General features: G+C 68.5%; 15 protein-coding genes. 8 read left to right on the forward strand and 7 right to left on the reverse strand.

Translation table 11 applies throughout. The features are described from left to right. Positions 1-109: 109 nt before the first annotated feature. From CHC05_RS17535 to CHC05_RS17560, 6 genes are all read left to right on the forward strand, one after another. The gene (locus CHC05_RS17535) at positions 110-739 is read left to right on the forward strand and encodes a TetR/AcrR family transcriptional regulator (RefSeq protein WP_089250044.1); all 630 of its coding nucleotides are present in this window, start codon (positions 110-112) and stop codon (positions 737-739) included. After that, the gene (locus CHC05_RS17540) at positions 733-2,466 is read left to right on the forward strand and encodes an ABC transporter ATP-binding protein (protein WP_089250046.1); all 1,734 of its coding nucleotides are present in this window, start codon (positions 733-735) and stop codon (positions 2,464-2,466) included. The genes CHC05_RS17535 and CHC05_RS17540 overlap by 7 nt, the downstream gene beginning before the upstream one ends. Before the next feature lie 170 nt (positions 2,467-2,636). Continuing rightward, positions 2,637-4,583, forward strand: coding sequence for an ABC transporter ATP-binding protein (locus tag CHC05_RS17545; RefSeq protein ID WP_245870960.1), 1,947 nt, complete (start codon positions 2,637-2,639; stop codon positions 4,581-4,583). A gap of 10 nt (positions 4,584-4,593) precedes the next feature. Continuing rightward, positions 4,594-5,148: a GNAT family N-acetyltransferase gene (locus CHC05_RS17550; RefSeq protein WP_089250050.1), complete on the forward strand. Its 555-nt coding sequence runs from the start codon at positions 4,594-4,596 to the stop codon at positions 5,146-5,148. A 190-nt stretch (positions 5,149-5,338) separates the two neighbouring features. Further along, positions 5,339-5,926 (forward strand): TMEM165/GDT1 family protein, encoded by a 588-nt coding sequence (locus CHC05_RS17555; RefSeq protein ID WP_089250052.1) that lies wholly within the window; start codon positions 5,339-5,341, stop codon positions 5,924-5,926. Positions 5,927-5,940: 14 nt separating this feature from the next. Next, the gene (locus CHC05_RS17560; protein WP_089250054.1) at positions 5,941-6,345 is read left to right on the forward strand and encodes a hypothetical protein; all 405 of its coding nucleotides are present in this window, start codon (positions 5,941-5,943) and stop codon (positions 6,343-6,345) included. 277 nt (positions 6,346-6,622) lie between these two features. On the opposite strand, the gene CHC05_RS17565 is transcribed toward CHC05_RS17560, so the two are convergent. The 7 genes from CHC05_RS17565 to CHC05_RS17590 form a co-directional block, all read right to left on the reverse strand. Further along, the gene (locus tag CHC05_RS17565) at positions 6,623-6,862 is read right to left on the reverse strand and encodes a TM2 domain-containing protein (RefSeq protein ID WP_089250056.1); all 240 of its coding nucleotides are present in this window, start codon (positions 6,860-6,862) and stop codon (positions 6,623-6,625) included. 222 nt (positions 6,863-7,084) lie between these two features. Then, on the reverse strand, positions 7,085-7,696 hold the full coding sequence (locus CHC05_RS17570) for a PIN domain-containing protein (RefSeq protein ID WP_089250058.1): 612 nt from the start codon (positions 7,694-7,696) through the stop codon (positions 7,085-7,087). 43 nt (positions 7,697-7,739) lie between these two features. Further along, positions 7,740-8,210, reverse strand: a complete 471-nt coding sequence (locus CHC05_RS17575) for a helix-turn-helix domain-containing protein (RefSeq protein ID WP_179266238.1) — start codon at positions 8,208-8,210, stop codon at positions 7,740-7,742. Between the two features lie 286 nt (positions 8,211-8,496). Further along, the gene (locus CHC05_RS41520) at positions 8,497-8,649 is read right to left on the reverse strand and encodes a hypothetical protein (protein ID WP_179266239.1); all 153 of its coding nucleotides are present in this window, start codon (positions 8,647-8,649) and stop codon (positions 8,497-8,499) included. A gap of 102 nt (positions 8,650-8,751) precedes the next feature. Continuing rightward, positions 8,752-9,453, reverse strand: coding sequence for an MIP/aquaporin family protein (locus CHC05_RS17580; protein WP_089250062.1), 702 nt, complete (start codon positions 9,451-9,453; stop codon positions 8,752-8,754). Between the two features lie 329 nt (positions 9,454-9,782). Further along, the gene (locus CHC05_RS17585) at positions 9,783-12,176 is read right to left on the reverse strand and encodes an esterase-like activity of phytase family protein (RefSeq protein WP_089250064.1); all 2,394 of its coding nucleotides are present in this window, start codon (positions 12,174-12,176) and stop codon (positions 9,783-9,785) included. A 261-nt stretch (positions 12,177-12,437) separates the two neighbouring features. Further along, the gene (locus tag CHC05_RS17590; protein ID WP_179266240.1) at positions 12,438-13,130 is read right to left on the reverse strand and encodes an NADPH-dependent F420 reductase; all 693 of its coding nucleotides are present in this window, start codon (positions 13,128-13,130) and stop codon (positions 12,438-12,440) included. Positions 13,131-13,309: 179 nt separating this feature from the next. Between CHC05_RS17590 and CHC05_RS17595 the strand changes: the two genes are divergently transcribed. Both CHC05_RS17595 and CHC05_RS17600 read left to right on the forward strand, forming a co-directional pair. Next, positions 13,310-13,705: a DUF488 domain-containing protein gene (locus tag CHC05_RS17595; RefSeq protein WP_089250068.1), complete on the forward strand. Its 396-nt coding sequence runs from the start codon at positions 13,310-13,312 to the stop codon at positions 13,703-13,705. Next, a complete protein-coding gene (locus tag CHC05_RS17600) occupies positions 13,702-14,442 on the forward strand; it encodes a DUF429 domain-containing protein (RefSeq protein WP_089250070.1) in 741 nt (246 codons plus the stop codon). Before CHC05_RS17595 ends, CHC05_RS17600 begins: the two co-directional genes overlap by 4 nt. Positions 14,443-14,444: the final 2 nt, after the last annotated feature.

The following is a 14,444-nucleotide window of genomic DNA, read 5'->3' on the forward strand; positions in this document are numbered from 1 at the left end:
CACGCGTCTCGCCCTCGGCGTGAGCCCCACCTGCCGCGTTCGCCCCTGGCGAAACTCTGGGTAATTCGGTTGTGAGTGAGTGACTCACTCAGTTAGCCTTCGCGGCGTGATGACGTCAACTGCCGCCACCGGGGGCCGGGCCCGGCCCCTGCCGCCCGAGGAGCGCCGCGCCGCGCTCGTCGCGGCGACGCTGCCGCTCGTCGTCAAGCACGGCACCAAGGTCACGACCAAGCAGATCGCCGAGGCCGCCGGTGTCGCCGAGGGCACGATCTTCCGCGTCTTCCCCGACAAGGAGTCGCTGGTCCGCGAAGCCATCGCGACCGTCCTCGACCCCTTGCCGACCGTCGCGGCGCTCAACGCCATCGACCTGGACCTGCCTGTCCGCGAGCGGCTCGGGCAGGCCGTCGACATCATCCGCAAGCGACTCGAGACCGCCTTCGCCGTGATGTCCGCGCTGCGGATGGACGGCCCCCAACACCACAAGCCCGAAGAGCGCCCGAGCCACCAGCCGATGCTGGACGCGATCGAGCGCGTCGTGGCGCCCGACGCACACCAGTTCCGGATGCCGGCCCCCGAGGTCGCCCGGATGCTGCGTCTGCTCACGTTCGCCGGCACCCACCGGATCATCACCGACAACAACCCAATGACCACCGAAGAGGTCGTCTCGGTCCTCCTCGACGGCGTGTTGCGCCGCCCGGACTCCGACAGCCACCAGAGCAACCCGGGGGAACGTTGCTGATCAAACTTTTGCGGCGCTACCTGCGCCCGTACTCGAAACCGCTCCTGGCGGTCGTCGCCTTCCAGTTCGTCGGCACGATGGCCTCGCTCTACCTGCCGAGCCTCAACGCCGACATCATCGACAAGGGCATCGCGCTCGGCGACACCGGCTACATCCTGCGCACCGGCGGCTGGATGCTCGCGGTGACGGTCGTGCAGATGGCCTGTTCGATCTGGGCCGTCTACTTCGGCGCGCGCACGGCGATGAGCTTCGGCCGCGACGTACGCGGGGCGATCTTCCATCGGGTCGGCACGTTCTCGGCCCGCGAGGTCAACCAGTTCGGCGCGCCGTCGCTGATCACCCGCACCACCAACGACACCCAACAAGTGCAGATGCTCGTGGTGATGAGCTGCACCCTGCTGGTCACCGCCCCGATCACCGCGGTCGGCGGCGTGATCCTCGCGCTGCGCGAAGACGTCGGCCTGTCCTGGCTGATGCTGGTCTGCGTGCCGGTGCTGGCCATCGCGATCGGCCTGATCATCCGCCGGATGGTGCCGACCTTCCGCAAGATGCAGACCCGCATCGACGGCGTCAACCGGGTGCTTCGCGAGCAGATCACCGGCGTACGCGTGGTCCGCGCGTTCGTCCGAGAGCCTTTCGAGACCGACCGGTTCGGCGTGGCCAACCACGAGCTCACCGCCACCGCGCTGCGCGCCGGCCGGCTGATGGCGCTGATCTTCCCCACCGTCATGCTGGTGCTCAACGTGTCTAGCGTCGGCGTGCTCTGGTTCGGTGCCAGCCGGGTCGACTCGGGCCAGATCGAGATCGGCGCGCTGACCGCGTTCCTCAACTACCTGGTCCTGATCCTGATGTCGGTCATGATGGCGACCTTCATGCTGATCATGGTGCCCCGGGCCGCGGTCGCCGCCGAGCGGATCACCGAGGTGCTCGACACCGACAGCACGGTGGTCCCTGCGGCCAACCCGGTCACCACCGTTAGTGCCCGGGCCAGCCTGGAGTTCCGTGGGGTCACGTTCCAGTACCCAGGTGCCGCCTCGCCGGTGCTGCGCGACATCGACCTAACCGCGTCGGCGGGCAAGACCACGGCGATCATCGGGAGTACGGGCGCCGGCAAGACCACCCTGATCTCGATGGCGCCGCGACTGTTCGACGCGACCGCCGGCACCGTGCTCGTCGACGGCGTCGACGTCCGTGATCTGGACGCCGACCTGCTGTGGAGCAAGATCGGGCTGGTGCCGCAACGGCCTTATCTGTTCACCGGCACGATCGCTTCCAACCTGCGTTATGGGAACCCGGACGCTTCTGACGAGGAGCTGTGGTCAGCGTTGGAGATCGCGCAGGCCAAGGACTTCGTCACCGAGATGCCCGAAGGCCTGGACGCGCCGATCGCCCAGGGCGGCACCAACGTCTCCGGCGGTCAGCGGCAACGGCTGGCTATCGCGCGGGCGTTGGTCCGCAAGCCGGAGATCTACCTGTTCGACGACTCGTTCTCCGCGCTCGACCTGGGCACGGACGCCCGACTGCGGGCGGCACTGCGTCCGGTGACAGCTGATGCGGCCGTCGTCGTGGTCGCGCAGCGCGTGTCAACGATCATCGACGCCGACGAGATCATCGTGCTCGAGGACGGCGTCGTCGTCGGCCGAGGCCGACATGCCGAACTGTTGGAAAGCAGCCCGACGTACGCGGAGATCGTCGAGTCGCAGCTCACGGTGGGAGCCACCGCATGACCGCGCCCCAGAACCCCCCAACGCCACGAAACGACCCCGCGCCCGAGAACGGCTCCACGCCGCAAGCCGGCTCCGCACCGCAAAGTGCCGTTGGAGCGGGCGCCGGTGCGCGCGTTGTGCCGAGTCGGTTGCCTGCTGCTGGGCGGCGGGCCGGTGGTGGGCCGCCGTGGATGAGTGCTGGTATGCCGGCCGAGAAGTCCATGACGTTCGTACCCTCGGCCAAGCGCCTGTTGCGCCGCCTCAGTCCGTACCGCGGCAAGCTGGTTTTGATCATCCTGTTGGCGTTGGCCAGCGTTGCCTTGTCGGTGATCGGGCCGAAGATCCTCGGCCACGCGACCGACGTCATCTTCCGCGGCGTGCTCGGTCGCCGCCTGCCCGAGGGCGTCAGCCTCGACCAGGCAGCCGACGCCGCCCGGGCCAGCGGCCAGAACAACTTCGCCGATCTGCTGCTCAAGTCCAAGCCGATCCCCGGCGTCGGCATCGACTTCCACCAGCTCGCGCGGATCCTGCTCATCGTGCTCGGCATCTACGTCGTGGCCAGCGTGCTGTCGTGGCTGCAGGGCTGGGTGCTCAACGGCGTGGTGCAGAGTGCGATCCGCAAGCTGCGCGCCGACGTCGAGGACAAGCTCAACCGGCTGCCGTTGCCCTACTTCGACCAGCAGCCGCGCGGTGAGCTGCTCAGCCGGGTCACCAACGACATCGACAACATCTCGCAGAGCCTGTCGCAGACCCTGAGCCAGGTGCTGACCTCGCTGCTCACGGTGATCGGTGTGGTCACGTTGATGTTCGTGATCTCGCCGCTGCTGGCCGTGGTCGCGCTCGTCGCCGTGCCGCTCTCGTTCCTGATCACGGCGCAGATCGGCAAGCGGTCGCAGAAGAAGTTCATCGCGCAGTGGCAGCACACCGGCCGGCTGAACGCACACATCGAGGAAGCCTTCACCGGCCACGAGCTGGTCAAGGTGTTCGGTCGCCAGCGCGAGGTCGAGGCCGAGTTCGAGGCCCGTAACGACCAGCTGTTCAAGGCCGCCTTCGGGGCGCAGTTCATCTCCGGGATCATCATGCCGGCGATGTTCTTCGTCGGGAACCTGAGCTACGCCGTGATCGCCGTCCTCGGTGGGCTCCGGGTCGCCTCGGGCACGATGACGCTGGGCGACGTGCAGGCGTTCATCCAGTACTCGCGCCAGTTCACCCAGCCCCTGACCCAGCTCGCGTCGATGGCCAACCTGCTGCAGTCCGGTGTCGCGTCGGCCGAGCGGGTGTTCGACCTGCTGGACGCCGACGAGCAGGTGCCGGACCCGTCGCCCGCGGTCGAGGTGCGCCAGCCGCACGGGCGGGTCGAGTTCGAGCACGTCTCGTTCCGCTACCACCCGGACACCCCGCTGATCGACGACCTGTCGCTGGTCGCCGAGCCCGGGCACACGGTGGCGATTGTCGGGCCGACGGGGGCCGGCAAGACCACGCTGGTCAACCTGGTCATGCGGTTCTACGAGCTCGACGGCGGCCGGATCACGCTCGACGGCGTCGACATCACCACGATGAAGCGCGAGACGTTGCGCGGCGAGATCGGCATGGTCCTGCAGGACACCTGGCTGTTCGGGGGCACGATCCGGGACAACATCGCGTACGGGAACCCGTCCGCATCCGAGGCCGAGATCCACGCGGCGGCCGAGGCGACGTTCGTGGACCGGTTCGTGCGCAGCCTGCCGGACGGCTACGACACGGTGATCGACGAGGAGGGCAGCAACGTCAGCGCGGGCGAGCGGCAGCTCATCACGATCGCGCGGGCGTTCCTGGCCGACCCGTCGCTGCTGATCCTGGACGAGGCCACGAGCTCGGTCGACACGCGTACGGAGGCGTTGCTCCAACGGGCGATGGCCGCGCTGCGCTCCGACCGGACGAGCTTCGTGATCGCGCACCGCCTCTCCACGATCCGCGACGCCCACCTGATCCTGGTGATGGAACGGGGTCGCATCGTGGAGCAGGGCACCCATTCCGAGCTGCTCGAGGCCGGCGGGGCTTATCGGCGGCTGCACGACGCGCAGTTCACCCAGGCGGCGGTCGACCTCGACTCCTCGGATGGGGGAATCGCGCTCGCGGGGGCTCCGGCGCAACGTTAGTGTCCTTCGCATGATTCACGTGGAACGGGCGACGGCGGCTCACCGCCAGCAAGTGGTCGAGACCGTCGTCGCCGCGTTCGACCAGGATCCGGCGTTTCGGTATTTCTTCCGGGACCCATTGACCCGCGACGCCGAGGCCGCCGAGTTCGCCGGCCACCTGTTCGACCTGCGGGTCGCGCCCGGCACCACCTGGGTGATCGACGGCGGCCTGTCGCTGGCAATGTGGGACGCGCCGGCTTCCTGGTCCGCCGACGAGCCCAAGCTGGCCGTCTCCGATGAGGCGCTGGCCCGGCTCGACGACTATCACCGCGCGGTACAGGGGTTCTTTCCGCGCGGCGAGCCGTTCTGGTACCTCGGGGTCCTCGCCACCCACCCTTCGGCTGCCGGCCGCCGGCTCGGTCGTGCGGTGATGCGGCCGGGGCTGGAGGCGGCTGCTGAGGCTGGGCTGCCGGCCTACCTGGAGACGACGAACAAGGGCAACGTCGCCTTGTACGAGCGTGCCGGCTGGCGAGTGAGCGGCAGCACACACCTTGATGATCTTCCGATCTGGGTGCTGACCCAGTAGCGTGGGTGTCTGCGAAGGGGAGTAGCTCCCAACGTGGTGGTCGACACACTGGCGTTCGCGCCCGGCCACCCGACCTGACGGTCTAGGCCATCAGGTGAGCGAGACCTTCGACTACGGCAATGCTCAACTTGCCGGGTCGAAGTCTCGCGCGCGAGTCCAGACCCGGTGACCACACCCGGGAGGGACATTCGTGGGAGGCTTTCTCGCCGCGCTCGCGATCAGCTTCGGCGTCATCTTCGTAGCCGAGCTCGGCGACAAGTCCCAGTTGATGGCGATGACCTTCGCGACGCGCTATCGCGCGCTGACGGTGCTGATCGGCATCACGGTCGCGACGGCCGTCGTACACCTGATCTCGGTGGCGGTCGGTTATGGCCTGGGTGCGGCGCTGCCCACCAAGTGGATCAGCCTCGCGGCCGGCGTCGCGTTCCTGGCGTTCGCGGCCTGGACCCTGCGTGGAGACTCCCTGACCGAAGAGGAGCAGTCGAAGGCGCAGCGGTCCCAGCGCTCGGCGGTACTGGCGGTCGGTGGCGCGTTCTTCCTCGCGGAGCTCGGCGACAAGACGATGCTGGCCACGATCACGCTGGCCACGCAGCACGGCTGGTTCGGTGTGTGGGTGGGTTCGACGGTCGGCATGGTGGTGGCGGACGCCCTGGCCATCGTGGTCGGCCGGATGCTCGGCAAGCGCCTACCGGAGAAGACGATCAAGTGGGGAGCCGCGGCGCTGTTCGTCATCTTCGGCATCTGGCTCATCGCGGAGGCGCTCGTGGAGATCGCCTGACACCATCCCCGGCTATGAGCTCGATCATCACGTTCTTCGTGGCGCCGGACGCGGTCGTGGCCGCCGGGGTCGTGTCGGGCGGCCCTGGACCGGAGTTCCAGGCCGCGGAGTACGGCAACTTCGCGGTGTGGGAGGCGATCGAGGAGTGGGAGAGCATCCTGCTGGACCGCGACCTCGCCGCCGTCGAAGGTGCGGACGCTGTGAGCGGCGACGACTCGCCGTTGGTGCTTGCCATTCCGCCGGCACTCACCGCGGCCCTGGCGGGCGCGGATGATGCCGTGCTGGGCAGCGCGGCGACGCGCTGGGTGCGGCAGCCGCCGGCGCGCTGGCGGCGTCGACCGCCGCGAAGACCAAAGGCGGGCTCTACTGCTGGGTCTAGGCGCGCTGCGGCTCTACCGGGGACTGCTGGGCCTCGGTGAGGACGACCTGAGCCGGCTGCGCCCGGCCGGCAGCATCTTGCGCGCCGCTGTTCGCTCCGGCAGCACCGTGCGACAGGGTCCCGGCGACGTCCCACGACCAGCGCTGCGTGGCCTGCTTCGGCTTGCCGGTCGGTGCCACCGACCAGCAGCACCACCGTCCGGCCGGGACACCCGCAGGTCGGCCAAAGCATCCACGGGGCAGCCGCCGCTTTCCCCTGGCGGCGTCGAAGCCCGAGTCGGTGCCCCCGACCTGCCGGTCGGGGGCCCTTCTTTCGGGTCAGCCGATCCCGACAGCGAGCTGGGTGTTGCGCTGACGCACCTGGCTGGGCAGCGTGAACAGGTCGATCACGAGACCGATCCCAAAGATGCCGAGGGTGAACAGGTAGAGCAGACCGCGGCCGGTCTTGCCGAGGTAGAACTGGTGGATACCGAGCCCGCCAAGGAAGAACCAAAGCAGGTAGGCGATGCCCACCTCCTTCTGACGAACCTGCACAAGCACCGGCGTAGGCGTAGACATCTATGTGCTCCTGAGCGTTTTACGTGATGTGCATTGGGCCGAACGCCCCAAACGCGGGAGAGCCTAAGGTCCAAGATCATCACCGCGACATCGGCTGCACGGCCTAGTTGATCTCCATCCACCGATGGAACTTTCTGACCGGCCGGACGGCGCAGAACGGCCCTCCACGGGCGGCGGACCGCCGTAAACATGACCTTCGAACCCGCTGCCGGAGGGCGCCCGTCACCAGCTGCGGAGGCGCTCGTCGGTCCGCAGAAGGAACGCGAATCGCCTCGCACCCGCCTTGTCGAGGCTGTCGATGCAAGAGTCCGCCGCCGCGTCGTCACTCAGCTCGCCACGCCGCTTCCAGTAAGCGATCTGCGACAGGTATTGCCGCCGAACGAGCGCCGAATGACGCTCGGCGATCATGCACAGGAAGTCATCGACGTGGGCTACCTCGATGCCGGCACCCACTTGGTCCAGACACTGCTGAAAATTCTCGACGTCGCCGTCACACGTGACGAGGATGTCGACGTGCCCGGCGTACGCGGCGGCCAAGACATGGTGGTCATTGGGGTCCTTGGGTTCTGGTACCGCCTGGGGATCCCAACGGACGACCTTCGCCTCTGGGAAATTCCTGTCGAGCAGGTCCCGCCAACGCTCGATCCGCTGCTCCGGCGCCGCCGGGTGACTTCGCCGCAGGTGATAGAACGCTTCGGCCAGAACGGCTTCGCTCCAGCGCAGCTCGTACGCGGTGTATTGGCTGTCGAGCGCCATCAGCACCAACCAGTCCCGCAGGCACCGCGAATAAACGACGTTCGCATCGAGGAAGACTATGAGCGGCACCGGCAGCACGAAGTCAGGCTACCGATGCCGGCACCCGGACCATAGTGGCCAGTTACTCGTAGATGCCCAGCTCGTCCTGTTCGGACATCAGGGCTTCGTAAGCATCGCGCTGCTGCGAGATGCGTTGCCGGCGATAGGCGAGCAGATCGGCCAACGCCACTCGTCGATGAGTGCCGACTCGGTGCGATGGGATCTCGCCCTTGTCGAGCAGGCTGATGAGCGTCGGCCTCGACACGCCCAGCAGGCGCGCGGACTCGCTGGTGGTGAGCTCTCGTGCGATCTCGCTGACCACGACACCGTCGCCGCGGTCGAGCACGGCGCCTACCTGCCGCAGTAGGTCAACCAGAAGACCAGGCACGGCAACGGATCCCGCGTCGCCCGCGACCAGCCGGACCTCGTCGCCTTCGACCTGCGTTAGAAGGGCGAGGAACGACTTCAGCGAGGCGTGCTCCGGGCTGCCCTTGCGGCTCGCCGCCTCGGACAACTGCAGCGCTGTTGCCGCGATTGTCGTGGCCCTGCTCATGACCCACCCCCCTTTGCACAAAGGCCTGCTGTGCGCGGACCCCGACATGTAGCCTTGGTCACATCAGCAGCAAGTGCAACCGGCTTTAAGTTATTTCACTTAATCCCGAGTCTAGCTGACGTGGGCTGTCCGTGCCGGTTAGATTCCTGATGTGGTTGGTAGGCGTAGTGGCCAGCGGGTGGTCAAGTGCGCTTGGCCCTGGCCTCCCATCGGGTGGTCCTCTCCAGCCGTCGCGGCCCAGCGGCCACCGGATAGCCGCGGTCGCGTTCAACCAAGCGGCGGGGCGTCAGGAGGCACGTTCGAGAGTGCGGCAGCCGATGCCGTGCGAGTCGAGCCGCTCCGCCCACGGGCCGGCCGCGCACGACGCGCGGGCCAGCGCGGCGGCTGACGGCCCGGTCTCAGTCACCGAACGGTCGCGGGCGCCGTAGACAGTGCGCACCGACGCGATGGGAAATTCGGCCGCAGCCTAGTCCATCAGCGGGCCAGAACGGAGCGACGGTCGCCCATCGATTGGCCAGCCGAATCCTCGCGCAACCGATGATCAAGCGCGTTCGGTGTGCGGGCGGTAGTGGCTGTGAGCCGTGGTCAGCAGTGGGGCGGTCACAGCCGCCAGCAGCCCGCCGGCCAAGGGTGCCACGATGAAGACCCAGAGTTGGCGTAGTGGCTCGCCGCCCTCGAAGATCGCGGGGCCTAGGGAGCGGGCCGGGTTGATCGAGGCGCCGTCCAGCGTGATCGCGACCAGGTTCGTCGCGGCCAGGGCCAGGCCGATCGCCAGACCGGCAAAGGCCGCCTGCTCCGACCGGCTCGTGACGACCAGGACGACCAGCACCAGCAGGAAGGTCAGGACGATCTCCAGCAAGAAGGTGCCGCCCAGGTTGATGTGGGGGCCGTAGCTGTTGGTCGCCAACGCACCGGTCTGGTCGGCCACGCCTCCGTAGCGGGTGAGGATCCAAAGACCCAGGCCCGCGACCGCAGCGCCGCCGAACTGGGCGATCCAGTAGCCGATCGCGCCGACGACCGAGATCCGGCGGGCGATCAGGGCGCCGAGGGTGACCGCCGGGTTGACGTGGCACCCGGAGATCGGGCCGATGGCGTAGACGAGCACCAGCAGGGTGAGGCCGAAGGTGAGCGCGACCACGACCACGCCGCCGTCGACCCGGGCGGCTACCGCAGAACCTGCGCCGACGAACACGAGCAGGAGCGTGCCGACGAACTCCGCCGCATACCGTCTCAGCCCCGCCATAGGCCGAAACCTAAACGCCAGCCGATCACCCGCGCAGCGGAACCGACTAAATGATCACTACCGCGCGATTGCCCTGGTCAGGGGCACCGTCCTCGCTCTGCACCCATATACGCAACACCCCCGCCGCAGGGTGTTGCGTATATGGGTGCAGAGCAAAGCCTGCCTACCGCGGACCCCGAGTCTGGCGGGAGCGAAGGTCGCGTATGGGTGCGGAGCAAAGCCTGGCCAACCGCGGACCTCGAGTCTGGCGGGAGCGACGGTCGTGCCCACGGCGGACCCGAGCAAAAAGGGGCCCGCGCCGATCGACGGCGCGGGCCCCCCAAACGAGATCAGGCGGTGAAGCGGAGCTTCGCCCGCCGAGCACGGACGAACAGGAACGCCCCGGCCCCGGCGATGGCCACACCGGCCGCCGCGATCAGCAGCGCCGGCGCGCCGGTGACGGGCAGGCCGTCACCATCGCCGTCGCCGCCACCAACGCCGCCGCCGTTGTCGGTGCCCGGCTTGAAGACGTCCGCCGCCGCGCCGAGGCGCATGAAGACCGTCTCGCCCGTGGAGTCGTCGACGCCGTCGTTGTCGGTTACCGCGTAGACCTGGCCGTTGCCCGCGATGGTCAGGCCCTCGACCTTGTCCTGCACCCACCCGTTGTCGGCCTCGAGGGCCGGCAGCAGGTCGACCGCGAGCTTCTTGGACGCGGTCGGCAGGGCCTCGGTGCCAAAGCCGGCCGGCACGTCGAACGTGTAGACCTTCTTCACCGTCGCCTTCAGGCCGCGCTGGTTGTCGCGCTCGATCACCGCGAACGTGTCGTTGTCGACCGGCACCAGCTCCGACAGGCCGATCCAGGCGCCCGCCGGGGCGGTGTCGAGCTGGTAGCCCAGCCACGCCCACTTCTTGTCAGCCACCGAGTAGCGGCCGATCCGGACGGTGCCCTTCGGGTCGCCCTTGAGCTCGCGCTGCACGGCGACCCAGACCTGCTCGTCAGCGCCCGTCCCCGTCAGAGCGACACCCTCGAAGCCGTTGCTGGTCACATTGGCGGCAACGTCCGCCGGCAGCGGGATCTCCTCCTGAACCGCACCGGCAGCATCGAGCCGCACGATCAGGTTGGGCTTCGCGGCGGTGCCGTCACCCTCGATGGCGATCCAGTAGCCGGCACCGGCGGCGCGGGCCGCGACACCTTCGGCGTCGTAACCTACCGGCTTGCCGTCCTTCGTCACCGTCAGCTCGCCGGACACCAGCGCCGGCTGCTGCGCCGTGTCGATCGTGAGCAGGCGGGTCGGGGTGTAGACGTTGTCGGTGATCGACACGAGCTGGTCGGGCTTGCCCGGCACCGCGGAGAGCCCGGAAAGAGCACCCCAAGCGATAGGAGCCTTCTTCTGACCCGGCTCGTACGCCGAGCGAATGGTCGGGAACGCGCCCTTCGACCCGTACTTGAAGATCGTGACCGAGGCACGGATGCCGTCGTCGGGCAGGTCCTCCTCGCTGGACACCACGAGCAGGCCGCGGGACGGGACCGTGGTCACGCCCTCCGGGCCGTTGGTGGTGGGCAGGATCTGCAGGAACTGCGGCGCCTTCGGCTTGCTGATGTCGTACGCGGCGACGAAGTTGCCCCGCTCCGAGTTGACGAACAGCACGGGCTTGCCGTCGAACTTGCCGAACGCCACGTTCTCGGGCTCGGTGCCCTTGGCGTCGGAGCGGCTCTCCGGGTAGAGGCCGTGCGCGGCCGCCAGCCGGTCGAACGAGTTGCCGGCGTCGTACACGACCTCGCCGTTGCGCTTCCACACCGTGAAGCCGCGCGAGCCGCCGACGTAGTCACCCTCGTTGGCCGTCGCGAACGTGTTGTCGTCGATCCAGGTGATGCCGTCGGGCTCGCGGCGGACAGTAACGGAGTCGTCCTGCGCGATCGTGCCGTCCTCGACGGTGTCCACACCGGACAGCTTGACCTGGCCGGCGCTAAAGTCCTTGACGACCTTCTTCTTCTCCAGGTCGACCAGCGCGATGTGGTTGTTCTCCTGGAGCGTGACGACGGCCTCGTCCTTGCCGTTGATCGCCACGTACTCGGGCTCCGGGTCGCTCGGCGCGACCTTCGCGAGTCCCTTGAGCTGGACGGGCGTCGCCGCCCACTTCTTGACGTCCTTCTTGATGTCGATCACCTGCAGGAAACCGGCCGGCTTCTGCGGGATCTCGCCGTCGTTGAGGTCCTCGTCGCGCTCGTTCTCGATGGCGATCGTGAGGTACTTGCCGCTGGGCGCCACCGCGATCGAGTCGGGCTGGCCGCCGAGCTGGATCTCGTGCACCTTGGTGCGGCTCGCCAGGTCGATGATCTCCAGCACGCCGGACGTGTCGACGAAGTCCTTGCTGGTGTTGACGACCGCGAGCACGTAGTTCTGGTAAACGGCAACCGACGTCGGCTCGCCGGGTAGCGCGAACGTGCCCTTCGGCTTCGGGTTGGCCGGGTCGGTGATGTCGATGAAGCCCAGGCGCTCACCAGGGCTGTCGGTCGAGATGACCGTGTTGCCGTCGGTGCTGACCGCGCTGATCTCGGCGACGGTCTCCTGGTCCTCGGCGCTGTTGAGGTAGACCGGCACGGTAGCGAGCCGCTCGAACCCGGCGAACTTGCTATCGGGCGCCGCGGCGAACGCCGCCTGCCCGACCAACGCCGGAACAGATATAAGGCCGGCGACCATGGCCGTCCGGACAAACCGGCCGGTCGCGGGTGGTACGGGCATGCTGACTCTCCCAGATTTGGCGGACCTGACCTGCTTAGTGGCTCGCGTTGACGGGGATTCGACAGATAGACCAACGCCGGGTGTCGTACGGGAAGCGGGATCGGTGGCACGCCAACATATGCCCAGGCCAGCGTGGGCTGGCGTGATCTTTCCGGTTTGGGGAGTAGGTCAGGGCAGGCGGCGGTTCGCCCTGGTCTGCCGCCGCGACCGGCAGGCCGCGTGCACGCCTTGCCGCGTGCAGGCCCCTAACGCCCGGCGCGCTCAGGACTTGAGGCCGGTTCGGAGCTTCTCCACGGGTAGGTCCGTCAGATAGACCGGAGTGCCGGGCTGCTGGCGCCAGCTCGCGTCGAGCGTCCCCGCGTCGACCGGGTCGAAGCCGAGCTCGTCGACCAGCCCTTCGACCACCTGCTTGGCGGCGGTGTCGTCGCCGGCGACGGGAAGTGCGATCCGGCCCGGCTCGCCGTGTGGTTTGCCGCCGCCGGCGAGACGCGGCGCGCTGACGTTGTTGAACGCCTTGACGACCCGGGCGCCCTCGAAGTGGTCGGCGACCCAGCGGCTTGAGCTGACGGCCCGATCGTCGATGTCCTCGATCTCGCCGTCGCGCTCCGCGTAGTAGTTGTTGGCATCCACCACGATCTTGCCCGCGAACGGCTTGGCCGGCAGATCGGTCACGGCCCGGAACGGGATGGCCAACACGACGACGTCGGACTTCTCGGCCACCTCGTTCACCGTCGCCGCGGTGGCGCCGGTCTGGTCGGCGAGCGGTCGCAGCGACTCGGGCCCACGCCGGTTGGCGACGGCCACGTCGTGCCCGATCTCCCGGAACCGCCTGGTGAGCGCGCCGCCCACTTTGCCTGAGCCCACGATGCCAATCCTCATCTGCTGGTTGCTTCCCGCAAATGCCCAGCTCTCCCCTCGTACGCTGCGGTTTCTGTCGGATTTTGGCGTTTTCACTCTGGGTGGTTAAGCCGGTCTGGCCTGGCTGGCAGGACAAGTTCCCGATGTGCCCATCCGCCCCCATCTGACACGGTTATACCTGTCTTTCGAGAGTGTGTCGTTTCGCTGGGGGTAGGTGGCCGGCCCTCGCAGCTCGTCCCGGGGCTGCGGGGGCCGGCCGTGGCACGCTCTATCTGATGAACGTGATAGGCATCGGGTACGAGGGCCTGACCCTCCCCGACCTCATCGACCGGCTGCGTGCGCTGGGCGTATCCCGGGTCGTGGACGCACGCTTCGCGGCCCGGTCCCGAAAGCGCGACTTCAACAAGAAAGCGCTGGCGGCGGGGCTGGAGGCGGCCGAGATTGGCTACACGCACATGCCCGCGCTGGGAAACCCGCCGGAGAACCGGCCCGGGTTCAGCGGATCGCCCTCGGAACTGGCTACCGCCCGCGCCGCGTACGCCGCCTTGATCCCGCCCGCGGCTTTGTCGGAGGTCACGTCGCTGGCGGCGCAAGAACGCGTGGCGCTGCTGTGCTTCGAGGCCGACCAGTCCCACTGCCACCGCGACGTGATCCTGTCGGCCCTGTCGTGATCACCGTCGGAGTGGACCTTGCCGCCGCCGACGAGCGATCAGGCCTGGCGGTCGTGGAATGGTCGCCGGGGCGAGCGGTGGTCTCGGATGCCTCCCTCGGAGCCTCGGACGCGGAGATCATCTCGGCGGTACGCGCATCGGACAAAGCCGGCATCGACTGCCCACTGGGCTGGCCGGCCGCCTTCGTCTCGTTCGTGGCTACCCACGAGCACGGGTTGGTGTCGCCGCCTCCGCCAGGCGCCGGAGCGATGTGGCGACGCCGCCTGGCGTACCGCATGACCGACGAGGTTGTCCGGGCCTCGACGGGGCTGATCCCGATGAGCGTGTCAGCGGACCGGATCGGCCACGCCGCCTTCCGGGCAGCCGGCCTCCTGTCGCTGCTCTCCCCGGACGGCGCGCCCCTGTCCCGAGCCGGCGACGGCCAGGTGGTGGAGGTCTATCCGGCCGCGTCCTTGTGGGGCTGGGGCCTGACCCATCGCGGCTACAAACGCGCCGGACTGGCGTCGGACCTGGTCTCGTCGTTGCTGACCGCGGCCCCGTGGCTGTCGCTGGGATCGTTCGAACCGCTGTGCCGCCGCAGCCACGACGCCCTGGACGCGGTGGTAGCCGCACTGGCGGCACGCGCGGCAGCGACCGATCGTGCGACGCGACCGACGGCCGAGCAGCTACCTGCGGCAGCCATCGAAGGCTGGATCGCGCTCCCGGCCGGCCCCCTCGCGGACCTGGTCGATCCCTGAAC

This window comes from Asanoa hainanensis, assembly GCF_900188485.1.
GTDB lineage: Bacteria > Actinomycetota > Actinomycetes > Mycobacteriales > Micromonosporaceae > Asanoa > Asanoa hainanensis.

Bases quoted from the DNA above. Each gene is read 5' to 3' on its own strand.
- CHC05_RS17550 (WP_089250050.1), top strand. From the start codon at position 4,594: ATGATTCACGTGGAACGGGCGACGGCGGCTCACCGCCAGCAAGTGGTC.
- CHC05_RS17595 (WP_089250068.1), top strand. From the start codon at position 13,310: ATGAACGTGATAGGCATCGGGTACGAGGGCCTGACCCTCCCCGACCTC.
- CHC05_RS17565 (WP_089250056.1), bottom strand. From the start codon at position 6,862: ATGTCTACGCCTACGCCGGTGCTTGTGCAGGTTCGTCAGAAGGAGGTG.
- CHC05_RS17580 (WP_089250062.1), bottom strand. From the start codon at position 9,453: ATGGCGGGGCTGAGACGGTATGCGGCGGAGTTCGTCGGCACGCTCCTG.
- CHC05_RS17575 (WP_179266238.1), bottom strand. From the start codon at position 8,210: ATGAGCAGGGCCACGACAATCGCGGCAACAGCGCTGCAGTTGTCCGAG.
- CHC05_RS17535 (WP_089250044.1), top strand. From the start codon at position 110: ATGACGTCAACTGCCGCCACCGGGGGCCGGGCCCGGCCCCTGCCGCCC.
- CHC05_RS17585 (WP_089250064.1), bottom strand. From the start codon at position 12,176: ATGCCCGTACCACCCGCGACCGGCCGGTTTGTCCGGACGGCCATGGTC.
- CHC05_RS17560 (WP_089250054.1), top strand. From the start codon at position 5,941: ATGAGCTCGATCATCACGTTCTTCGTGGCGCCGGACGCGGTCGTGGCC.
- CHC05_RS17545 (WP_245870960.1), top strand. From the start codon at position 2,637: ATGAGTGCTGGTATGCCGGCCGAGAAGTCCATGACGTTCGTACCCTCG.